23 protein-coding genes and 1 tRNA gene are annotated in these 21,175 nt (G+C 62.5%); 11 read left to right on the plus strand and 13 right to left on the minus strand.

What is annotated here, in order from left to right:
- Positions 1 to 80: 80 nt before the first annotated feature.
- On the minus strand, positions 81 to 560 hold the full coding sequence (locus HHL22_RS20215) for a hypothetical protein (protein ID WP_169533191.1): 480 nt from the start codon (positions 558 to 560) through the stop codon (positions 81 to 83).
- Positions 561 to 877: 317 nt separating this feature from the next.
- Between HHL22_RS20215 and HHL22_RS20220 the strand changes: the two genes are divergently transcribed.
- Positions 878 to 1,942 (plus strand): fatty acid desaturase family protein, encoded by a 1,065-nt coding sequence (locus HHL22_RS20220; protein WP_169533192.1) that lies wholly within the window; start codon positions 878 to 880, stop codon positions 1,940 to 1,942.
- 142 nt (positions 1,943 to 2,084) lie between these two features.
- On the opposite strand, the gene HHL22_RS20225 is transcribed toward HHL22_RS20220, so the two are convergent.
- The 3 genes from HHL22_RS20225 to HHL22_RS20235 form a co-directional block, all read right to left on the minus strand.
- Positions 2,085 to 2,546 (minus strand): cold-shock protein, encoded by a 462-nt coding sequence (locus HHL22_RS20225; protein WP_169533193.1) that lies wholly within the window; start codon positions 2,544 to 2,546, stop codon positions 2,085 to 2,087.
- A 208-nt stretch (positions 2,547 to 2,754) separates the two neighbouring features.
- Positions 2,755 to 3,210 (minus strand): cold-shock protein, encoded by a 456-nt coding sequence (locus HHL22_RS20230; protein WP_169533194.1) that lies wholly within the window; start codon positions 3,208 to 3,210, stop codon positions 2,755 to 2,757.
- Positions 3,211 to 3,269: 59 nt separating this feature from the next.
- Positions 3,270 to 3,893 carry a pseudouridine synthase gene (locus tag HHL22_RS20235; RefSeq protein WP_169533195.1) on the minus strand — a complete coding sequence of 208 codons (624 nt, stop codon included), beginning with the start codon at positions 3,891 to 3,893 and terminating at the stop codon, positions 3,270 to 3,272.
- Positions 3,894 to 4,053: 160 nt separating this feature from the next.
- On the opposite strand from HHL22_RS20235, the gene HHL22_RS20240 reads away from it, so the two are divergent.
- The 3 genes from HHL22_RS20240 (at position 4,054) to HHL22_RS20250 (ending at position 7,271) form a co-directional block, all read left to right on the plus strand.
- The gene (locus HHL22_RS20240) at positions 4,054 to 4,923 is read left to right on the plus strand and encodes an SDR family oxidoreductase (protein ID WP_169533196.1); all 870 of its coding nucleotides are present in this window, start codon (positions 4,054 to 4,056) and stop codon (positions 4,921 to 4,923) included.
- Positions 4,924 to 5,077: 154 nt separating this feature from the next.
- The gene (locus HHL22_RS20245; RefSeq protein ID WP_169533197.1) at positions 5,078 to 5,713 is read left to right on the plus strand and encodes a hypothetical protein; all 636 of its coding nucleotides are present in this window, start codon (positions 5,078 to 5,080) and stop codon (positions 5,711 to 5,713) included.
- Positions 5,714 to 5,819: 106 nt separating this feature from the next.
- On the plus strand, positions 5,820 to 7,271 hold the full coding sequence (locus HHL22_RS20250) for an aldehyde dehydrogenase family protein (protein ID WP_169533198.1): 1,452 nt from the start codon (positions 5,820 to 5,822) through the stop codon (positions 7,269 to 7,271).
- Between the two features lie 47 nt (positions 7,272 to 7,318).
- On the opposite strand, the gene HHL22_RS20255 is transcribed toward HHL22_RS20250, so the two are convergent.
- From HHL22_RS20255 to HHL22_RS20270, 4 genes are all read right to left on the minus strand, one after another.
- A complete protein-coding gene (locus tag HHL22_RS20255) occupies positions 7,319 to 7,744 on the minus strand; it encodes a hypothetical protein (protein ID WP_169533199.1) in 426 nt (141 codons plus the stop codon).
- 96 nt (positions 7,745 to 7,840) lie between these two features.
- Positions 7,841 to 8,188 (minus strand): hypothetical protein, encoded by a 348-nt coding sequence (locus HHL22_RS20260; RefSeq protein WP_169533200.1) that lies wholly within the window; start codon positions 8,186 to 8,188, stop codon positions 7,841 to 7,843.
- A 141-nt stretch (positions 8,189 to 8,329) separates the two neighbouring features.
- Positions 8,330 to 8,914 (minus strand): DUF4269 domain-containing protein, encoded by a 585-nt coding sequence (locus HHL22_RS20265; protein ID WP_169533201.1) that lies wholly within the window; start codon positions 8,912 to 8,914, stop codon positions 8,330 to 8,332.
- 90 nt (positions 8,915 to 9,004) lie between these two features.
- Complete coding sequence (locus HHL22_RS20270) at positions 9,005 to 10,990, minus strand: FAD-dependent oxidoreductase (RefSeq protein ID WP_169533202.1); 1,986 nt, start codon at positions 10,988 to 10,990, stop codon at positions 9,005 to 9,007.
- A gap of 284 nt (positions 10,991 to 11,274) precedes the next feature.
- Here HHL22_RS20270 and HHL22_RS20275 point away from each other — a divergent pair, with 284 nt between their 5' ends.
- Together HHL22_RS20275 and HHL22_RS20280 are read left to right on the plus strand one after the other, a co-directional pair.
- Positions 11,275 to 11,787, plus strand: coding sequence for an acyl-CoA thioesterase (locus HHL22_RS20275; RefSeq protein WP_169533203.1), 513 nt, complete (start codon positions 11,275 to 11,277; stop codon positions 11,785 to 11,787).
- 148 nt (positions 11,788 to 11,935) lie between these two features.
- The gene (locus HHL22_RS20280) at positions 11,936 to 12,502 is read left to right on the plus strand and encodes a type 1 glutamine amidotransferase domain-containing protein (protein WP_169533204.1); all 567 of its coding nucleotides are present in this window, start codon (positions 11,936 to 11,938) and stop codon (positions 12,500 to 12,502) included.
- A gap of 172 nt (positions 12,503 to 12,674) precedes the next feature.
- Here the strand turns inward: HHL22_RS20280 and HHL22_RS20285 are convergent, their stop codons facing one another.
- Positions 12,675 to 13,169: a DUF6992 family protein gene (locus tag HHL22_RS20285; protein ID WP_169533205.1), complete on the minus strand. Its 495-nt coding sequence runs from the start codon at positions 13,167 to 13,169 to the stop codon at positions 12,675 to 12,677.
- An 86-nt stretch (positions 13,170 to 13,255) separates the two neighbouring features.
- Between HHL22_RS20285 and HHL22_RS20290 the strand changes: the two genes are divergently transcribed.
- From HHL22_RS20290 to HHL22_RS20305, 4 genes are all read left to right on the plus strand, one after another.
- A tRNA-Val gene (locus HHL22_RS20290) sits at positions 13,256 to 13,329 on the plus strand.
- A 261-nt stretch (positions 13,330 to 13,590) separates the two neighbouring features.
- Entirely contained in the window at positions 13,591 to 15,261 is a 1,671-nt protein-coding gene (locus HHL22_RS20295) for an ATP-dependent nuclease (protein ID WP_169533206.1), read from the plus strand.
- Positions 15,262 to 15,556: 295 nt separating this feature from the next.
- Positions 15,557 to 15,769, plus strand: coding sequence for a hypothetical protein (locus HHL22_RS20300; protein WP_169533207.1), 213 nt, complete (start codon positions 15,557 to 15,559; stop codon positions 15,767 to 15,769).
- A 32-nt stretch (positions 15,770 to 15,801) separates the two neighbouring features.
- Positions 15,802 to 16,044 (plus strand): hypothetical protein, encoded by a 243-nt coding sequence (locus HHL22_RS20305; RefSeq protein WP_169533208.1) that lies wholly within the window; start codon positions 15,802 to 15,804, stop codon positions 16,042 to 16,044.
- Positions 16,045 to 16,166: 122 nt separating this feature from the next.
- Here the strand turns inward: HHL22_RS20305 and HHL22_RS20310 are convergent, their stop codons facing one another.
- The 4 genes from HHL22_RS20310 to HHL22_RS20325 form a co-directional block, all read right to left on the minus strand.
- On the minus strand, positions 16,167 to 17,039 hold the full coding sequence (locus HHL22_RS20310) for an EamA family transporter (RefSeq protein WP_169533209.1): 873 nt from the start codon (positions 17,037 to 17,039) through the stop codon (positions 16,167 to 16,169).
- A 167-nt stretch (positions 17,040 to 17,206) separates the two neighbouring features.
- Positions 17,207 to 17,644 carry a hypothetical protein gene (locus HHL22_RS20315; RefSeq protein ID WP_169533210.1) on the minus strand — a complete coding sequence of 146 codons (438 nt, stop codon included), beginning with the start codon at positions 17,642 to 17,644 and terminating at the stop codon, positions 17,207 to 17,209.
- 114 nt (positions 17,645 to 17,758) lie between these two features.
- Positions 17,759 to 18,211, minus strand: a complete 453-nt coding sequence (locus HHL22_RS20320; protein ID WP_169533211.1) for a hypothetical protein — start codon at positions 18,209 to 18,211, stop codon at positions 17,759 to 17,761.
- Between the two features lie 1,062 nt (positions 18,212 to 19,273).
- The gene (locus HHL22_RS20325; protein ID WP_169533212.1) at positions 19,274 to 19,795 is read right to left on the minus strand and encodes a hypothetical protein; all 522 of its coding nucleotides are present in this window, start codon (positions 19,793 to 19,795) and stop codon (positions 19,274 to 19,276) included.
- Positions 19,796 to 20,016: 221 nt separating this feature from the next.
- On the opposite strand from HHL22_RS20325, the gene tal reads away from it, so the two are divergent.
- The gene (gene tal, locus HHL22_RS20330; protein WP_169533213.1) at positions 20,017 to 21,150 is read left to right on the plus strand and encodes a transaldolase; all 1,134 of its coding nucleotides are present in this window, start codon (positions 20,017 to 20,019) and stop codon (positions 21,148 to 21,150) included.
- Positions 21,151 to 21,175 lie beyond the last annotated feature (25 nt).

Here is a 21,175-nt window from a genome sequence, read left to right on the forward strand (position 1 = left end):
AGCTGACAAAAAGAAAGATAAATTAAATAGCTTCTCGTTGTTGGGCCCCTAGGGGCTGCCCGCGGCAGAAATAGCCGCCGCTACTGCGCTATTTCCGTGAATACGCCGTTGGTTACGCTGCCCAGCACGCGCCCCAGCTTGTCGACCCGCGAGCCGGCAAACGTGCCGGCCCATTTGCCCGGCGAGGTCTGCGTGAGCGTGGCGGCGTGGGGCGAGTCGAAGTAAAAGCTAGTGGAGTTGGCCAGGTTGATGTAGATGGTGGCGAGCTTGTACTGGATGTCGGACTGGCTGGCCAGCTTATAAAAAGCCAGGTGAATGTATTCTTCGGCGCCCATCGAGGTCTGGGCGTAGGTATTTAGGAAAAGCGAATCCACGCCGCCCGTCCCGCTGGCGGGCTTGAGGCTAACCTTGGCGGTGCCGCTCATGGTGCGGCCATCTAGGGTGTAGGTAACGAAGCTTTTGATGGAGGCGGCGGCGCGCAGGTCGGGTCCTTTGGAGCAGCCAGCGCCCAGTCCGGCCGCCAGTAGTATGCCACCTGAGAAGAGTAAGTGCTTGTTCATAAGGTAGCTAAGTTACGAGCGTGGTGCCGCGCTCAGGCTGCGCAAGGTAAAGGCTTGCGTAAAAAGTAGCCGAGCGCACGGGCCCGCGCGAACAACGCCGACTAGCTGGCTGCTGTTGGCGGGAAAATACAACTGCGCAGTACTGCACTTTTTCCCTGCTTCTCCCGTTAGAGGCGGCAGTCCGCGCAGCCGCTACCGGTGGCGCGGGCGCCTAGGCTTGTGCAAGGTGCAGAAGCTCGCTGTGGTTTGCCGGAGGGTGAGGACGGCACCGCCCCAGCGGCCAGGGCTGCCGGGGTTTACCAGTTGGCTTTCCCTTTATGGCCCTACCCCGCTTTGCGCCCCCGCGCTCGTTCCACGTCGAGTTGAAGCGCCGCACCGCCGATTACTTCCAAACTGCGGGCAAGGCCCAAACCGGCAATGCGGCCCTGCTCGGCAAGGCGGCGCTGCTGGTGGGCAGCCTGGTGGCGCTCTACGTATTCCTGGTATTCTTTACCCCCGCGCTGGGCTGGGCCTTGCTGGCCTGCGTGGCCCTAGGGGTGTCGATGGCCCTGGTGGGCTTCAACGTGATGCACGACGGGGCGCACGGCAGCTTCAGCCGCTGGCCGTGGCTCAATAAAATGGCGGCCTTTACGCTCAACGTGATGGGCGGCAGCAGCTACATGTGGGACGCCAAGCACAACACCGTGCACCACATGTACACCAACATCGACGGCGTAGACGACGACCTCGACATTCAGCCCTGGATGCGCATGACCGCCGACCAGAAGCGACACCGCGCCCACCGCTTCCAGCACCTCTACTTTTGGGTTTTGTATTGCCTGCTGTACTTCTCCTGGGTGTTTGTGATGGACTACCAGAAGTACTTCACCCGGCGCATTGGTTCGGTGCCCCTCAAGCCTATGAGCCGCCCCGACCACCTGGTTTTCTGGGGCTTCAAGGTGCTGAGCCTGGGCATTTTTATCGCCCTGCCGGTATATATGGTGGGCTTTGCAGGCTGGGCGCTGGGCTTCATGGTGGCCATGTCGGTGGCAGGCTTCACCCTGAGCATCGTGTTCCAACTGGCCCACACCGTCGAGCAGACGGCCTTTCCGGTGCCGCACGAAGTCACGCGCAAACTGGAAGATGAGTGGGCCGTGCACCAGCTGCGCACCACGGCCAACTTCGCCACCCACAACCGCCTGATTAGCTGGCTGGTGGGTGGTCTCAATTTTCAAATTGAGCACCACCTCTTCCCCAAGGTATCGCACGTGCACTACCCTAAGCTAAGCAAAATAATTCGCGAAACCTGCGCCGAGTTTGGCGTGCCCTACCAGGAATACCCGCGCATGTGGCAGGCCGTGGTGTCGCACGTAGCCTTTCTGCGTCAGTTGGGCCGAGCGTAGGAGTAAGTTAGGAATGGGCAGCAAAACCGAACGTCATGCTGAGCCCCGCGAAGCATCTCTACCGAACGTCACCCGGACGATGCGGTAGAGATGCTTCGCGGGGCTTGGCATGACGTTCTATAAGTTAACGGCATGGAGTAACCTAGGCGGCCATTTTCACACGCACGGCGGTGGGGCCTTTCATGCCCGGCTCTACCTCGAAGGTGACCTTGTTGCCCTCTTTGAGGGTGAGGCCCCCTAGGGCGTTGGCGTGCACAAAAATGCTCTCCTGGCTAGCCGCGTCGCGAATGAAGCCGTAGCCCTTCGAGTCGTTGAAAAACGATACGGTGCCGGTGCGCTGCGGGTCTTCCTGCTCGCGGTCTTCCTGCTTGGGCACGCCAATCTGAATACTCTCCAGGGCAATTTCTTTCTTTTTGCGGGTGGGGTCGGGCGGCGTATTCGTGATGTTGCCGTTCTCGTCCACGTAGGCCATCATCTCTTCCAGGCTTTGGCCCGAAACAGCGTTGGCTTGGCGCTCCTTGCGCTTCTCGTCTTTCTCGGTGCGCTTCTGCTGGCGCTTTTTCTCGTTTTCTTTCTTGCTGAACGACGTTTGTGCTTTGGCCATAAAGGGGGTTTGGTTCGCGAAGAGCCTTAGTAGGCGCCTCTAGGATAGGTAAACAAGTAGCAAGGCAATAGGATTCCGGCGCTCGCCAAAAAGTGCGGCCGGGTAGCTAGCGCTGCCCGGCCTCGTAGCCCTAGGGCTGCCCCAATTGCCCGGCCGGGCCGGCTGCCACTTGGTTAGCTTGCCCGGCGGCCCCCAAAGCTACGCGGTGCTAAGCCACCAGCTTCTTTACCCGCACGGCGGTGGGGCCCTTCAGGCCCGGCTCCGTTTCAAACGTCACTTTGTCGCCCTCTAACAGCACGAGGCCGCCCAGGTTGTTGGCGTGCACAAAAATGCTTTCCTGGTTGCTGCTGTCCTTGATGAAACCGTAGCCCTTGGCGGTGTTGAAAAACGTGACCGCGCCCTGGCGCACCGCGTCTTCCTCTTCGCGGTCTTCCTGCCGCGCCACCCCGATGCGAATGCTCTCCAGCGCAATCTCCTTCTTCTTGGTAGGGTCGGGCGGGGTGCTCGTGATGTTGCCGTTCTCATCCACGTAGGCAATCATATCGTCGAGGCTTTGGCCCTTGCTGGCCTGGCGCTCGCGGCGGCGCTCCTCCTTCTCGTTCTTTTTTTGCTGGCGCTTCTTTTCGTTGTCCTGCTTGCTAAAATTCTGTTGTGCTTTTGCCATGGGATGCGGGGCGCGAAGAAGCCGCGGGGGCTTGCTCTACAAAAGAAAAAAACGGGGCGTTAACTGCTGAATAGTGCGCCCGAAGTTAATAAGAAAAGTGCAGTTGCCGCCTCGTCCCAGCTGGGCAATTCGCGCACCTCGCCGGGCTGCAGGGCGCCCAGCAGCAGGGGCCCCACCCGCACGCGCACCAGGCGCAGCGTGGGCAGCCCCACGGCGGCCGACATCTTGCGCACCTGCCGAAACTTTCCTTCGGCTATGGTCACTGACAGCCAGCTGCTTGGCCCGTGGCGCTCGTCGCGCACGGGGCGGGCGCGAGGCGGCAGGCTAGGGGCTTCGGCCAGCCGCCGGGCCTGGCAGGGCGCGGTGCGAAACGCCTGCCCGTGCAGGCTGATGTCGATGCCCTGCCGCAGCTGCGCCAGCGCCGCCTCGGTGGCCAGCCCATCCACCTGGATGTAGTATTCCTTTTCCACGTCGGCACGGCGCAGGCGCTCGCTCAGGCGGCCGTCGGTGGTGAGCACCAGCAGGCCCTCGCTGGCTTCGTCGAGGCGGCCCACGGCCATGGTGCCGGGCGGAAAGTCGTGCAGCTCGCCCAAAAAGCGCTTTTTGCGCGCTTCCCGCGCGTCGTCGCTCCAAAATTGGCTGAGGTAGCCGTAGGGCTTATAAAGCAGGAAGTGGCGGTGCATGAGGTAGTTGGTAGGGAAACGAGCGCGAGGTGCGGAGTGCGGCCGGGCAAAAGTACCCGCTGCCTCCGGCCGGCGGGGGCAGGGCCAACCTGGTTTTGCCGCCAACCCCGCGCCTAGGCCCTACGTTAGGACGAATAAACTACCACTCCTAACCTTTTCCATGGCTGACAAACCCACTCTCTTTCCCCCGCAGTCGCAAGACGCGGGTGCCGGCAAGCCCGGCCTCGAATACAAGATGACCCCCGAGCCCGAGTTCATCCGCGAGGGCTACAAAGGGGCCGATAAGCTGCTGAACAAAGTAGCCCTAATTACGGGCGGCGATTCGGGCATCGGCCGGGCCGTGGCCGTGCACTTCGCCCGCGAAGGCGCCGACGTAACCATCGTTTACTTCCCCACTGAGGAGGAGGACGCCGCCAAAACCAAGCAGCTGGTAGAAGCCGAAGGCCGCCGCTGCCTAGCCCTAGCGGGCGACCTGAAGCTGCCCGCGTTCTGCCAAGAGATTGTGGAGCGCACCGTGGCCGAGTACGGCCAGCTGGATGTGCTGGTGAACAACGCCGCTGAGCAAAACTGGCACGATTCGCTGGAAGACATCACCGACAGCGAGCTGGACAGCATCTTCAACCTAAACATCATCGCCATGTTCCGCATCACGCGGGCGGCGCTGAAGCACCTCAAGGAAGGCGCGGCCGTCATCAACACCACCTCGGTAAATGCCTACAAGGGCAACGAGGCACTGCTCGACTATACTTCCACCAAAGGCGCCATTGAGGCCTTCACGCGGGCTCTGTCGCTGCAGCTAGTGAAAAAAGGTATTCGGGTGAACTCGGTAGCGCCGGGCCCCATCTGGACGCCCTTCATCACCGGCGCGGGCCTGCTGAAAGTGCCCGTATTTGGCCACAATACGCCCATGGGCCGCGCCGGCCAGCCCTCGGAGGTAGCGCCCGCCTACGTGTTCCTGGCGTCGGAAGACGCCTCGTACTTCTCGGGCCAGACGCTGCACCCCAACGGCGGCGACGTGGTAAACGCCTAGGCCCCTAAAGTATAAAAAAGCGACTAGTGGCAGTGCGGAGCTTAGGCTCGCGCTGCCACTAGTCGCTTTTTACGGGCCTGGCAACATCGCGCTGCCGGGCCCGTAAAAAGCGAAGTTTTGCGGGAAAAGCCGCACCATCATGCTGAATAACTATATGAACACCAAATTGCTCGCGCTGGCTTCGGCTGCCGCCTTCACTTTCGCCTCGTGCTCGGACAACAAAACCGAAACCACGACCACCACCACCGATACCGCCGCCACCCCGCCCGCAGCCGTGGACACGCTGGCCTACCGCACCCCCGCCGCCGACCTGGCCCAGCGCGTAGCCAGCGACATTAAAGTAACCGATACGGCCACCGTCCGCCAGCTCAAGCAGGTGTACTACACCCGCGGCCGCGCCCTGAGCCGCATCGACGCTATGACGGACACCACCGGCCGCTACGCCGCTACCAAGGCCGCCAACGACCAGGCTTCGACCGCCGTGAAAGGCATTGTGGGCGCCCCCGCCTACGCCACCTACGCGGCCAACCAGGGCGGCTACTACAACGGCCCCTACACGGTAGTAACCACCACGACCACCACCAGCCGCCCCACCCTGGGCGAGCGCGTGGGCCAGGGCTCAGGCATTAAGAAGCTGGAAAACAGCGACGACGACCGCAAGGTGAAGTACGAGAACGGCGCCAAGATTAAGCGCAGCGACGACGGCTCGCTGAAAATCAAGCGCGCCGACGGCACCAAAATCAAGATTGACGAAAACGGCAACCGCACCGTGAAGAAGGGTCTCTTCTAGGGTCTGCCACCGACCAAAAGCCCGCGGCCCACCTGGCCGCGGGCTTTTTTTGTGCCTACTCTCGGCGGTGTACCTTGCCGTGCCGCCCCTAGCCCCTTAGCTACCCATGACGCCCGCGCCCACCGCTGCCCCTACGTCCACCGCGCCCGCTGCCAATCCGTTTGCGGTCGCTTTTGCCGCGCTGCGCGCCCGCGCGCCCGCCCTGCGGGCCGCGGACGTGGCCGCCCGGCGCCAGCGCCTGCGCCGCCTCGAAGCGTGGCTGCTAGCGCACCGCGCCGATGTGCAGCAGGTGCTGTACCAGGATTTTAAGAAGCCTGCGGCCGAAGTAGACCTCACCGAGCTGTGGCCCACGCTGACGGAGCTGCGCCACACCCGCCGCCACCTGCGGCGCTGGCTGGCCCGCCGCCGGGTGGGCACCCCGCTAGCCTTGCTGGGCACCCGCAGCTGGGTGCAGCTCGAACCCAAGGGCGTGGTGCTCATCATTGCCCCCTGGAACTATCCCTTCTACCTGGCCCTCGACCCGCTGGTATCGGCCCTAGCGGCTGGCAACGCGGTAGTCATCAAGCCCGCCGAGCAAACCCCGGCCACCTCGGCCCTGCTGCGGCGCCTGGCCGAAGCCCTGTTCCAGCCCGACGAGGTGCTGGTGGTGGAAGGCGGCCAGGCCGAGGCCACGGCCCTGCTGGCGCTGCCCTGGGACCATATTTTCTTCACCGGCTCGCCGGCCGTGGGCAAGGTGGTGATGCGCGCCGCCGCCGAGCACCTCAGCGGCCTCACGCTGGAGCTGGGCGGCAAGAGCCCCGCCATTGTAGACGACACCGCCAACCTGCGCGACACGGCCGAGAAGCTGGTCTGGGGCAAGTTTCTGAACGCCGGCCAAACCTGCGTGGCGCCCGACTACGTGCTGGTGCAGGCCAGCGTGCGCGACGCGCTGGTGCAGGCCCTGCGCGCCGCCATCCAGCAGCTGTACAACGCCGACCGGCAGGGCATAGCGCAGTCGCCCGCGCTGGCCCGCATCGTCAACGCTCGGCACTTTGCCCGCCTGGCCGGCCTGCTGGCCGATGCCCAGGCCCGCGGCGCCACCGTGGCCCTAGGGGGCCGCGCCGATGCCAGCCAGCTTTACCTCGAGCCCACCATCCTCACCGACGTGCCCGCCGGGGCCACCGTGCTGGAGGAGGAGATATTTGGGCCGCTGCTGCCCGTGCTCCCGTTCAATACGCTGCCCGACGCCGTGGCCTACGTCAACGCCCGCCCCAAGCCGCTGGCCCAGTACGTGTTCAGCACCAGCTCCGCCAACCAGCGCTACCTGCTGGCGGCCGTAGCAGCCGGCGGCGCGGCCGTCAACGAAACCATTATCCAGCTGGCGCACCCCGATTTGCCCTTCGGCGGCGTGGGCAACAGCGGCCTGGGTAAGGCCCATGGCTACGCCGGCCTGCTGGCCTTCAGCAACGAGAAAGCGGTGCTACAGCAGCGCGTGGGCTTCACCGGCATCAAGCCCTTTTACCCGCCTTACACCCCTAGGGTGCGCCGGCTGCTGGACCTGTTGCTCCGGTATTTGTAGTAGATGGCGCAAGTAGCCGTCCCTAGTTTCTGGTTAGTGCGCTACCCTTAGCGGCGCTGCATCTCGGCCTGAATCTGGGGGCGCTTGGCTTGCAGCTCTTTGTATTTGGCAGTCCCCAGCACCTGGCGCAGCTTGCCCTCGGAGGCGGTATTGATGCGGGTGAGGGCGGCGGTTAGCTCCGGCGACTGGGCGGGGTGCTGCTGGCGGGCGGCGTTCACCTCGGCCACGGTTTCGCTCAGTATCTGGCGCACCTTGCCCGTTTGGTCGGGTTGCAGCTTCAGCACGTCGGCCATCACGTCGGCTAGGTCGCGGGCGGCGGTGGGGGGTAGCGGCGCGGCGGGCGGCGGGGCCACGGCGGCGGGGGGCGGCTCGTGGCGGTGGCGGTGAAAAATGGAGCAGCCCGAGCCAGCCAGCGCCAGCAGCAGCAAGCCTAGGGCCGCCGGGCGGCGGAGTGAAAGAGAAGCGGTGTTCATGCGGGAAAGAAGCGGAAGAGTGCTTCTCCTACGCAAAAAGCTGGCGCAAGGTCAGGTTGGCGCGGTGGGCCTACTGGTGCGCCCGCGGCGGCGGGGCTACTGGCCGGCGGCCTGCTGGCGGCGCAGCTGGCGCTCTATCTTGGGCCAGCGGTGGGCTAGCTTGCGCTGCGCAAAAGCCCCCGGCGCCAGGCTGTCGAGTTGCCGCTGGGCGCGCGCCTCCAGGCTGTCGTAGACCGCCAGGCGAGCGCGGCCCCGCAGCTGGCGGCGGGCGGCTTCGTGGGCGCGCCGCTCCTGGCTCATGATGTGCCAGAGGCGTTGGCGCCGCGAGGCCCCCAGGCTATATAAAAAACCACTTACCCCGCCCCCGCAGCTGCCAAACACCAGCAGCGCCGCCAGGCCCAGCAGCAGCCACTGAGCAGTCGAAAAGGTAGTTAAACGCTTCACAGCCATAAAAATAATCAATGCAGGGGGCAGTGGGCAGTAAAGGCGGGGCGGGCCCCCGCCCGTCGTTGCACGACGATGGAAGAACTGGCGCGACCACCGAACGGAGTCCCGCCCCTACGATACGCCAGTCTCGAAGCTGCCCTAGGCCGGCGGCAGGGGGCAAGCGGCCATGTGAGCGGCCAAGGCGGCGGGTGGCTGCTCGCCCAGGGCCAGTAGGGCCGCGTAGGGGTCGCCGGGCAGGTGCAGGAGTTGGGCAAAGGCGGGCTCCGTCTTCAGGCCGCGCTGCTTGAGGGCCCGCACGGCAGCGCGCCAGGGCTCACCCCCGGCGGCCAGCACCGCGTGCTCCACCACTAGGTGCCGGTAGGCGTGCTGCTGGCGGGTGGGCAGGGCCTGCCCAAACACCTCGATGGGTGTGCCCGCGTGCCAGAAGCGCGCCACGGTGGCGGCCGGCCCGCGCACCCGGCCCGGTCCCAGCCAGAAGCCTGGCAGCTGGCTGTAGTGCGCCCGCAGCCGCTGCGCAAACGCCGGCTGCGCGGCCGGCGCTACTTCGCAAATAATATCCAAGTCGCTCTCAGGCAGGTCGATGCCCAGCGGCACGGTGCCGGCCAGCACCGGGTCGAAGCCGCGCAGCACCTGCCACACCCCTAGGGCCCGTAGCGTGGCCAAGGCCTGGCGCTGCCGCGCAGTGCCAGCCAGCAGGTAAGCAGGGTCGTGCCAGTTGGGCATAGGCAATGGTAAGGCTGAAGTAGGGTGCAGGTCGCCCTCGGCGCGCAAGAACAACTCATACACCGTTCCCGAAGCGGTGCCAGTCGCCCGCTACTTCAGCCCCTGGGCTAGGTAGTGTGCCAGGGCCATAATGGTGAGCATGGGATTGACGCCGCTGCACGCAGGGAAAGCCGAGCCATCGGCTACGTACAGGCCCGATACTTCTACGGTTTCGCCGCTGGGGCGCAGGGGGTGGGTGGCGGCCTGCCCCCCGAGGCGGCAGGTGCTCATCTGGTGGGCGCTGAAGAGGCCAAAGCGGCCCGGCTGCCAACTTAGGCGCGGCAGCTGCGCCAGCAGCTCGGGGTTTAGCAGGCGGCCGTTTTCGGCGCGCAGGGTGGGCAGCGTGCCGTGGGGCAGGTAAATGGTATGGGCCCCGGCGGCGGCGTGAATTTCGGCCGCCCCGCGCACCCCGGTTAGTAGGTGGGCGCGGTCGTAGGTCGAGAGCTGGTAGTCGATGAGCGGCGCGCCCTGCTTATCTACCCGTACCCGGCCGCCGTCGCGGTCGCGAGTGAGCACAATGAACGAGCCCAGGTGGCTGGCCTGGTGCATGAGCGCGCGGTGCTGCTGGCCGCCCAGCCAGGGCAGCACCGTGCTCAGCAGGCCGGGATGGGTGGGCGGCGTTTCGAGCTTCACCCCATAGTTGGAGCCGCCCAGGCGCGCCAAGTGGTCGTTGACGATGCTCATGCTGGGGCCGTGCCACGAGTGCATGGGCTGCGCGTAGCGCCCAGCCACAATCACGGTGGGGTGCAGGTGCAGGTGCTGCCCCAGGTGCGGGTGGCGCAGCCCCGAGCGCAGCAGCAACGCCGGCGTGTGCACGGCGCCCCCAGCCACCACCACGCGCTGGGCCCGCACCGTCACGGTTACTGCGAGGCCGCCGGCGGTGGTGTGCGTGGCGACGGCGCCAGTAGCCCGGCCGGCCGCCACCGTCACGCGCGCCACTTGGGTGCCCGGCAGCAGGCGGGCGCCGTGGGCGCAGGCCAGCGGCAGGTACGTGTTGAGCGTGCCCTGCTTGATGCCGTGCGCATCGCCCAGGCTCGAAAACCCTAGGCCCCGAAAGTGCCCTAGGCCCTCACCCAGCCCCCGCTCGTTGCGCGGAATGAGGTGGGTGGCCTGCCCCAGCCGGGCCGAACCATCGCGCAGGGCTTGGTTTTGGCCGTTGTGCTGGGCGTAGGCGGTGTTCACGCCCAGGGCCGCTGCCACGGCGTCGAGGCTGCGGGCAAAGTCGGGCCCCGCGAAAAAAGGCGCGTCGTGCTCGCGGGCCCACTCATCCAGGATGTAGTCGGGGGGGCGAAACGCGCCGGCCCAGTTGACGGTGGTGCCGCCCCCTAGGCACGAGCCGGCCAGTAGGCCCACGCCCCCATCCTGCGTGAGCAGGCTGGCCCGCGCCTCGTAGAGCTGGCTGAGCATATCGGCCTCGCGGCCGGTGAAGTCGGCGCCGTGCCGGTAGGGGCCTTTTTCGAGTACCAGCACGTCGTGCCCGGCGGCGGCCAGCTCGCCCGCCACCACGCCCCCGCCCGCGCCCGAGCCAATCACCAGCACGTCGCAGGTATAGGTTACGTCGGCGGTGGGGGCCAGCAGGTTGAGGTGCTGGGGGGCGGCCACCGGCGCCTGGTCGTCGGCCGGGGCGGGGCCGGGGTAGCCCAGGTCAGCCCAGGCCGGGTTGGGGCCGCCCGCGGCCGGGCTGTCGCCGTAGTACAGGAACAGGCACAGCTGCCGCAACGCGTGGAAGCCCTTGCGCAGCGGGGCCAGCCGCGAGGTGGCCCAGCTTTGCAGCAGCAGCTCGCGCTGGGCGGGCGCCAGCTCCGGAAACGCCCGCAGCGGCCCCCGCCAGGTGAAACCTGCCAGCGGCCGGCCCAGTAACTCAAGCAGGCGCTCGAACTCCGCCTGCGCCCCTAGGGGCTGGGCCCGGATGGTAGCCGCCAGCTTCTCAAAATCGATGAGCGCCGAGCCGGGCGGCAGGTGGTGGGGGCCGGGCGGCAGCAGGGTGTCGGCCACGGCGTGCAGCACGGCCAAGCGGGCGGGGGTGAGGGCAAACATGCAGCAAAGGAAGGCGGGCGAGAAAGGTACAGAATTTTGGGCTAAGTAGTAGGCACGCCGAGTAGTTGTAGCTGCGGTGGGCAGGAAAGTGCGCGCCAGACTGCTCTGGCTGGGCCGGGCCAAGTGCCGCACCAGCCGGCGGTTGCTGGGCGGGTTGTAGGCTAGGCGGCTCTACCGGCCCGCCGGTGGGCTGCCTGGCTGGCGCGCCAGTTGCTGCTGCGCCCGCGCCCCGCCCAGGCGGCTGTGCCGTTCTTTGGGGGCCCATTTACCTATTCTTGCTGCCCATGCCCGCCCTGCCCCGCTCGCCCGAAACCCTGCACCGCGTTCATTTTCAGGACTGCGACATGCTCGGGCACCTCAACAATGCCCGCTACCTCGACTACTTCCTGAATGCCCGCGAAGACCAGGTGGCCGAGCATTACGCCCTCAATATGGGCCAGCTGGCCCAGGACCAGCAGGCGGCCTGGGTGGTGACCAAGCACCAAATCAGCTACCTCAAGCCCGCCCGCCAGGGGGTGCTGGTGCGCATCCGAACCCAGATTGTGCACTTCGACAACTCGAACCTGGTGGTGGAGATGCAAATGCGCACCGCCGATGGCCAGCGCCTGCTGGCGCTGCTGTGGGCCGAGATGGTGTTTGTGCGCCTGCCCGCCGGCACCCGCCTCGACCACTCCGACGCCCTGATGGACCTGCTCGAACAACTCGACGAGCCCGACAGCGACTACAGCCCCGACGGCTTCGACGACCGGGTGAAGGCCCTGCGCCAGGAGCTGAAAAAGGCGCGCCGCGAGGCCTAGGGCCGGCTGCTTGACCGTAGCGTAGCCTAGGGCTCTGGGGGCCAGCGCGGCAGTTACCAGCCGCCCTGGCCGGACAAAACCCCACTCCCTGGCCGGCGTAAGAAGGAGCAAGCGATGGAACTCTCCGCCGCGCTACTCCTTTTCCACTATGTCACTCTTTGGCAGCGATAAATTAACCGGCAAGCGCGTGGCCATCCTGGCCACCGACGGGTTTGAGCAAGTTGAACTAACCAAGCCCCAAAAATTCCTAAAGGACGAGGGCGCCCACGTGGACATTGTGTCCATCAAGGGCGGCAGCATCAAGGGCTGGGACATGACCGACTGGGGCGATAAGGTGGACGTGGACAAGACCATTGACGAGGTGAAGGTGGAAGACTACGACGCCCTGGTGCTGCCCGGCGGCCAGATTAACCCCGACAAGCTGCGCCTCAATGCGCAGGTGGTCGATTTCGTGCGCGAGTTCGCTCACACCGGCAAGCCGGTGGCCGCCATCTGCCACGGCCCCTGGACGCTCATCGAGGCCGGCGTGGTGCAAGGCCGGCACATGACCAGCTGGCCCAGCCTCAAAACCGACCTGCGCAACGCTGGCGCCGAGTGGCAGGACTCGGAAGTGGTGGTGGACGGCAACTTCATCACCAGCCGCAAGCCCGACGATATTCCGGCCTTCAACCAAAAAATTGAGGAGCTGCTGCTGGAAGAGAAAGTGAGCGCCTAGGGCGCTTTCAAGCAGATAAGCAAAATAAGCAGGCGGTGTCATGCTGAGCTTGCCGAAGCATCTCTGCCGCGTAACTAACTCCAAACGTTGGGTTTACTTACGCGGCAGAGATGCTTCGGCAAGCTCAGCATGATACCGCCTGCTTGTTTTGCTTCCAGGCGGCCCTAGGCCCCTAGAAATACCGCAGCACCACCCACATGGCGGCGTCGAACACCAGCAGGAAAGCGCCTTGCAACTGGATGGAGCGGCCGAAGCCGTAGAGGCGCTCGGGGCGGCGGGCGGCGGGCGCGGCGGCGCGGCGCAGCAGCCACAGCGCCACCAGCAGGTAGCCCACGTCGAGCACCGCGTTCACCAGAAAAATGCGCTCGGTCAGCAGCTGCGAGTCGAGGGCGGCGGCGGGGGTGAAGCCCAGCGGCGGCTGGCCGGGGTGGCTGCGCAAAATGCCCAGGGCTGCCAGCACGGCGTTTACGAAGCCCCAGCCGCAGTTCATGAGGTGGAAGTGGTGGTGCCACTCGCGGGCGTCGGTGCGCGGCAGCGAGTAGCCACTCAGCAAGAGATTGAGCACGGCCCAGACCCCGAGCACGCTTAGGCCGCGGCCCAGGAGCAGCTCTTGGTGCTGGTAGGCGGCCAGCCAGGCCGGCCCGGCCAGTAGCGTAGTAAGCAGCATAGGCGCAAGGTAAGGCCGCGCGCCCACCCCTAGGCCTCCCGCGCGGGCCAAACCGCCGCCAGTGCCTACTTTTGCAGTCAACCCCTGGGGAATTAGCTCAGCTGGTTAGAGCGCTACCTTGACATGGTAGAGGTCATCGGTTCGATTCCGATATTGCCCACTAAAGCCCCTCTAGGAGTATGCTAGAGGGGCTTTTTAATTGCATGCACCCGATTATCATGCTATGAACTCGTTTTATGGTATGTCTGCCAGTGGACCTATTTATTTAATGGCTAGCTCAATAAGTATTATCAAATACCTCATTTAATGCTTTAAAGAGAGCTATGTGAAAATTTGCCCTGGGTATCACATTCGGATTGGTATCTTTTTACAATATTGCCTGCTAGTTTTCTACATTCATAATAACTCCACATTCATCAATATGGAATTAAGGAGCATTCGAATTAGAAATTTTCGTAGTGTTGAACAAGAGCAATATTTGCTCTTTTCCAATGGCACAACGATTGTTGGCCCTAATAGCAGTGGCAAAACTAATATTTTAAAAGCAGTGAAAATGTTATTCACAGGCTTTGATAATATATTGAAATACAATAGAGTAGATGATTTGACTTTTGGTCAAGAAAAGAATAAAACAAGTATAACGGCCCAATTTGATGGTAATCCAGATGGAATAGACAAGAACCTTTATAGTTTACTTGACGAGTTGCATAAATTACAAGGCACAATTCGCAACGGAAATTTATTCAGTTTGAGCCTATATTTTACAGATACTAGTACGCCAGTATATAACATATTTCCAAATGTTAAAAGACCTAATGATTTAGGAAAGGCAAAAATATATTCTAGGGTTCACAGACAATTAGTAACTCAACTTATAGAATCCTTTTCTATATATTATGTCCCAGCAGCAAAAAGTATCAGACAGCTTTATGAAGATTTACTAGCTCCTCTTTTGCGAAAAATAACCGCAGATGCTTTGTCTTCACATATTCCTGATGTTGCATCAAAAATAAGTGACGTTTCGAATAGACTAAATGAGCAATTAGAACTTGCTGGATTAAGTAATTTAAAAGCATCTTTTATTATTCCGGAAAATTCGTTAGAAAGTTTCTTTACAAATTTTGATTTTGTTCTTGAGGACCCAGCTAAAACTCCTATATATGAAAAAGGGATGGGTATACAATCAACAGCATTAATTGCATCATTTCTATGGATTACGCAAGAAATGAAGAGGCAAGCTAAAAATGTTATATGGTTGCTTGAAGAACCAGAATCATATTTGCATCCAGAACTTTCGGTATCATGCTTAAGAATATTATCCGAATTAGAAAAGGAATCACTAGTTATTAAAACTACACATTCGCTGAGTTTTGTGCCTCAAGACCCAGATAGAATAAAAGGAGTCACAATCAATTCTGTCGGTCGAACGGAAGTTTCTTCTTACAGGACATATGTAGAAGCGACAAGCAGCTTAAGAAGAAATTTAGGTGTACGATTTAGCGATTTTTATAATTTAGGACAGTATAACGTAATGGTAGAAGGGCCTAGTGACAGGGAGATATTTAATTGGTTTTTATCAATAGCCCCTGTTGAAAAGTATTCTTGGCCTTTACTGCGTCAAGCACAATTTCTAGATTATGGGGGTGTTAAGTTTTTAAGTGGATTTTTAAGAGCTACATATCAATTTGTAAGCAAAGAAAGGTCTTGTGTTGCAGTCTTCGATGGTGATGATGCCGGCACTAAAGAGTATAAGGATTTACAAGGATATTTTGGACAGATTAAGATTCCATTCCAGGCAAATAATGAATTCATTGTTGTTAGAAATAGATTCCCTATTGAAGGTTTATTTCCTGATGATTGGATTAAAGATGCTGCGCACGAACATCAAAATTGGTTTAAAAGCTTCACAGTAGATGCTTCGGATGAGTTAGCCCCTTTTGATGTCCACGACAATCATAAAAACCAATTGCAAAATGCGCTAATGCAACGAGTTAAGGAGGAGCAGAATTTTAATTGGGCTAAAAGATTTTTGGACGTCTGCAATGCTATTGACTCAGCTCTGAGTCATCAAGACAGAAAACTTCATCCATAATTAGATAAGATAAATAATTGAAAGGTCACTATATCTGCAGATGGGTGGCCTTTTTATATAGCTTGCTGCATATTGCGCAGTGCTCGGTAAACAGTACTCCTAGTAACCCTACAGTCCTCAGCCGTATCAACCGCTGCCTGGCCCGGCCTGTCGAAGTAGCGCGGGCTACTGAGCAGCTGATATTTCTCGTGTGGGCTGTAGGCCGTCAGCGTCACGTCGCCGGTCATGTAGCGCGGACATCCTCCACGGGTGGGCTCGTCGGGCACGAAATGCTTCTTTTTGGTGTAGCAAGCGTATGGACCATCTGCTCAAGGAATGGGCTTTGCAGTGCGGCATGAGCCTAAGTCAGTACTGGCATCTGCGCCTGATTATGTCCGTGTCGCTGCTGCCGCTGCTGGCTATTCTCTATCTCATTTTGTTCGACAAGCGGACGCGGCGGCGGGCGGCGCGTTCGTACTCCCTGTGGGTGCGGAGCGACGGGCAGCTGGTGGCGCGGCCCGGCCGCTAGGCCCTACCCCGCACGCGGCTTTTCTTTGCCCCATGCCCCGCGAGCGTCCCTTCTTTCAATACGTCATCGGCAGCTTCGTGCAGCTAGCCCAGGGCGCACCGATGCAGCGCGTCATCTGGCGCGGCAGGCAGGTAGTGCCCAGCATCACCGGCCAGCCCCAGGAGGTAGCCGTTTACCGCCTCGACAACGACCACTGGGACTGCTACTATGAGTACCAGCTGCACCCCACCCTGCAGCAAGTGGATAGCCCCCGCGACCGCCGGCCCAGGCGCTAAGGCTTCGGCCGCCGCCTGCGCAGTCTATGAACCGGGTTGTTACGAGAAAGCGGCTGCCAGCCAGGTAAAGGCAATAGTCAGCAGCCCTTGCGCTGGCTTGCCAGCGGGCTGGCGGGGCGCGCCTACTCGCCGCCGACGGCGGGCGCCGGGTGCCGGGCGGTGAGCGTGGCGCCGGCGCTCGCGGCCACTATGCAGCCCACCGCCAGCCACTGCCCTAGGGTCAGCTGCTCGTGCAAAACGAGCCAGCCCGACAGGGCGGCGGCCACGGGCTCCAGGCTCATCAGGATGCTGAACGTGCGCGTGGGCATCGTCTTTAGCGCGTGCAGCTCGAGCGAGAACGGCAGCACGCTGGAGAACAGCGCCAGCAGCCCCCCTAGCAGCAATAGGTGCGGCGTAAGCACCTGGAAGCCGCCGCTGGCCAGGCCGAAGGGCAGTACTGGCAGCAGGGCCACCAGCATGCCGATGGCCACGCCCTGCTGCCCCGGCACCACGGCCGCCGTGCGCCGGCTCAGCACGATGTAGGCCGCCCAGCACCCCCCGGCGGCCAGCGCCAGCGCCAGGCCCCCTAGGTCGAGGCCGCGCCCGCTCCAGGGCGTAAGCAAGCCGATGCCAGCGGCTGCCAGCCCCACCCACACAAACTCGAGCCACCGGCGCGCGCCCACCAGGGCCAGCCCCAGCGGGCCAATAAACTCCACCGTGACGGCCAGGCCCAGCGGCACGCGGGCTAGCGCTAAGTAAAACAAGAAGTTCATCAAACCCAGCGCCAGGCCGTAGGGCACCACGGCCCGCCACTGCGCTGGCCGCAGCTGCCCCAGGCGCGGTCGCACCACCAGGCCCAGCACCACCGCCGACAAGCCGATGCGCAGGCTGGTGGTAGTGGCCGCCCCCAGCAGCGGAAACAGGCCTTTAGCCAGCGCCGCGCCGCCCTGCACGCTTAGGATAGCCAGCAGAACGGACGGCAGCGCGGGTAGTGAAACGCGAGCGGTTTCTTTCACAGTGAGGAGGAAGGCCCGATGAGACAAACCTGCCGCGGGGCAAAAATCGGCGCCGACCCGCTTAGCGCGGCCGCAATCGGGCACCAAGTCGGCCTGGACTGTTTGGCCGGGCGGCTGGCCCTAGGGCGGCAGGCTGCTCTGGCGTGGCCGGGGCGCGGAGCGGCTGGCTACTTGCCGCGCGGCGGGGTAGCCGCGGCCTGCGCCGCCCGCAGCCACGCCCGCGCCGCCTCGCTGTTGTCGAACAGGTGCATCTGCAGCTGCCCGTGCAGGCCTAGGGCCATCAACCGCGCCGAACCAGCCGCCATCGACTCGGCGCCGACTACGTTGGCAAAGTGCGTGAGGCCCTGCGCAATAGCGCGGGGCGCCCAGTTCGTGACAATCCAGTCCACGGCGTGGTCCCAGGGGCCCACCACCTGGCGGTTATCGTTGAGCAGGTAGGCGCAGCGGTGTTCGCGCAGCGGCAGCAGCCAGGCATCAGCCCCGGCCACGATGCCCACGTGGGTTTGGTACCCCAGCCACTCGTTGTAAACCCAGCCGTTAGCCGCGTCATACTCGACGGTCAGGTAAACCTTGCCAAACCCGTTGAGTAGTTCTGTAGCAGCCATGCGGTGAGTAGAGAAGTGAGCAAGGCCCTTCTACGGTGGCTGGGTGCCAAGGGTGGGGTGGCCGGCGGGCCGGCAGCAAAAAAGCCCCCGGCCGATGGGCTGGGGGCGAAGCAGCTAGCGGCTAAAGGTCTGGGTAGAGAAATAGTGCGTATCCGGGCTCTCCCACACCTCCAGCAGCACCAGCCGGTGGGCGCTAAGCTCGGCTACGCGCACGGTGCGGGGCGCTACCGTGCCCGTCGTCCAGCTGTAGCTGCTGGCAAAGGTAAGGTCTTGTCCCTGATAGGAATAAGTGCTTTCGATGTGATAAGGGCCCGGCGCCGAAGGCAGCTGCATGTCGAGCGTGAAGTGCTGCTCGTCTACATAGGTGAGGAACACCGGCCCGGCCGGGGGCGCTACCGTGTACACCGTGGCGGGGCTGCCATCGAGCGGCGTCGCCTCCCGCTGCTCCGATTGCAGCATCCAGCGCTGCCCCAGCAGCGTGGGCGTAGGGGCGGGTAGGGGGTCGTCGGCTTTTTGGCAGCCAACCAGGGTGAGCGCGGCGAGCGCGCTCCAGGCCAGGCGTTGCATAGAAGAAATTAGTGGAAAGGAATTTAATAAGGTATTTACCAACGGATTATCTGCCAGCAAAGGTCGGGCTAAGCTGCCGTTGGCGGTATCGCATGATGATGCGAAGGAGAATCCAAGAAAAAGTTGGAGCGTTGCGGGCCCGGCCGGGGGCGTCCGCAGCCCTAGGCCCCGCCGCGGCAACAAGGCCGGTGCTTGCGGCGCGTGCGCCCGGCCTTGCCCGGTAGGGGCTAAAAAGCAAAAAACCCTGACTGAGGCAGTCAGGGCTTTCCGAGCTATGAAAACAAACTTTAGCAGATTGCTCTGCTTTCCCGCTAACCCCCGCTCGCGCTAAAAGGCTCCCTAGGGATGAAAAAACCCCGCCCTGAGGAGGGCGGGGCCAGTGGCAAAGCTTGTATAACAGAGCACAGAAGGCATAGCGGCTTACTATACGTGCCCGAAGCCGCCACGGGTGAAAACCAATTGATTACGTACTAGGCAAGCATGGGCTGGTGTCGTCGCCCTAGCCCACCAGCAGCTTAGGTAGTCCGTCGTTGAACGATTACCAGCCAGCGGCGCGGCCGACGGGCGAGGACCAGCCCCGCCCCTACCTGCACTGGAAACTACTATTAGGAATAGGCTTGATAGGTAGAGCTAACGGACAGGACAAGTGCGCGTCGTTTTTGTGAGAGGACGCTACAAAATTCCGCTGTTAGCCCCGGCCATACAGCCCATCTTCGATGAACCCCGGTAAGCACTGTGTTAACCGCAGGTGGCCGTTGGCTAACCTAGTTGGATTGCGGCTGGCGCGGGCTGCTCACCACGCTTTTTGCCCAGTTGCTGCCCTAGGGGTCCCAGGGTTAGCTAGTGCGCAGCGCGCTTGCCCCTAAGGCCCTCTAGGCACAAAAGCCCCGACCGGGGTGGTCGGGGCCGTTGGCTAAGTATCATAGAGCAGAAGGCAGATAGCGGCGCAACTTACACCGGTACCGTTGAGCTACGAAGACCCCTTGCGGCTTGCTATGCGAATCTGATGCCTGGCACGGCCGGCGGGTGGTTTGGCTAGCTAAGCAGCACAGTAAGCCGGGCTTAGGTGGCGGGGCCCAGGGCCAGTGGTGCCGCCGGCGGCGTAAGCGCGGCGGCGCGGGTGATGGTGTCGCCCTGCACCTCGAAGTAGCTGCCCGCCTGGTGGTTGCCGTACACCAGCAGCACGCCCTGGGGCGTGGCCTCTACCAGGTCGGGCTGGCCCAGGCCCAGCACCAAATGCTGCAATTGCATGCCAGGCCCAATATCCTGGGCGGCCACGCGCCGGCCCAGGTCCTCGCCAAACAGCAGCTTGAGGGTCAGCAGCCACAGGGTGGGGTCTTGGTCGGCCAGCAGGCGCTGGCGCTCGGCCGCCAGTTGGCAGAGGTAAGTGGCCAGGTCGGCCTCGCGCTGCTGGCGGCGAGCTACCAGCTGGGTTTCGAGGGCCGCCAGCTGGGCGGGGCTCAGGCGGTTAAGGTCGATAAGCTCGCCGTCGAGGGCCAGTAGGTTGGGTGGGGGCGGCGGTGGGGGAGTAGGGGTGGTTTTGCCCGGAAAAATACTAGTAAATAGCGCTTTAAATAAACTCATAACCCATAATGCGTAAGAACTAGCCTAAGCTACAACGCGGCGCCGAAATGCCCTGGTATGCCGCGCAGCCAGGGCCGGTGGGGGTGGCGCACCGGGTTATTTTTTGGCGCGAATCACCACTCAAACCACCGGCTATGCGTAGTATTGAGCGACCAACCGGCGGCCCACCTAGGGCCCGCTGGCTGGCAAACGATTGTGTAAGGCCCTTAGCCCCTTTTGCCATGAACCCCTTAGTTGATATCCGTCGCCTCGACCAGAGCCTGTGGCTCGATTTTATTAGCCGCCAGATTTTGCAGAACGGCGAGCTGAAAGCCCGCATCGACAACGACGCGCTGCGCGGCGTCACGTCCAACCCGGCCATCTTCGAGAAAGCCATTGGCGGCTCGGCCGACTACGACGATACCATCAAGGAGCAGGCCCGCCAGGGCAAATCGGCCGAGGAAATCTACGTGGGCCTGGCCGTGGCCGACGTGCAGGCCGCCTGCGACTTGTTTCGCCCGCTCTACGACAGCAAGGACAACAGTAGCGACGGCTACGTGAGCCTGGAGGTATCGCCCAGGCTGGCCCACGACACCGAAGGCACGGTGGCCGAGGCGCGCCAGCTGTGGAAGGACGTGGCCCGCCCCAACGTGATGATAAAGGTGCCCGCCACCAAGGAAGGGCTGCCCGCCATCCGCACGCTCATTTCGGAAGGCATCAACGTGAACGTGACGCTGATTTTCGGCCTGGAGCGCTACCGCGCCGTCACGGAAGCCTTCATTGGCGGGCTCGAAGACCGGGCCAAAACCGGCCAGTCGCTGGCGCGCATCGACTCGGTGGCCAGCTTCTTTCTGAGCCGCATCGACGTGCTGATTGACCCCATGCTGGAAAAGCTGGTGGCCGACGGCAAAGCCGAGGCGCAGCCGCTGGTGGGCGAGGTGGCCATTGCCAGCGCAAAAGTGGCCTACGAGATGTATAAGGAAATCTTTGCCGGCCCGCGCTGGCAGGCCCTGGCCGACAAAGGTGCCCATACCCAGCGCCTGCTGTGGGCCAGCACCGGCAACAAAAACCCTAAGTACGACGACCTGAAGTACGTAGAAGGTCTTATTGGTCCGAAAACCGTGGACACGGTGCCCGTCGAAACAATGGACTTGTTTAAGGAGCGCGGCAAGGTGGCCGATACCCTGGAGCAAGGCACCGACCAGGCCCACAAAGTGCTCGACGCACTGCCCGGCCTGGGCCTGCACCTCGACGACCTGACCCAACAACTGGAAGACGAAGGCGTGAAAAAGTTTATCGACCCCTTTGGCAAGCTGCTCGACTCGGTGGAGAAGAAGCGCAAGCAAGCCGCCGAAGGCGCCGAGGCGCTGAAGTAGCCCTAGGCCTTGCCCACGCAAAAAC

Source organism: Hymenobacter polaris (assembly GCF_012927305.1).
Classification (GTDB): Bacteria; Bacteroidota; Bacteroidia; order Cytophagales; family Hymenobacteraceae; genus Hymenobacter; species Hymenobacter polaris.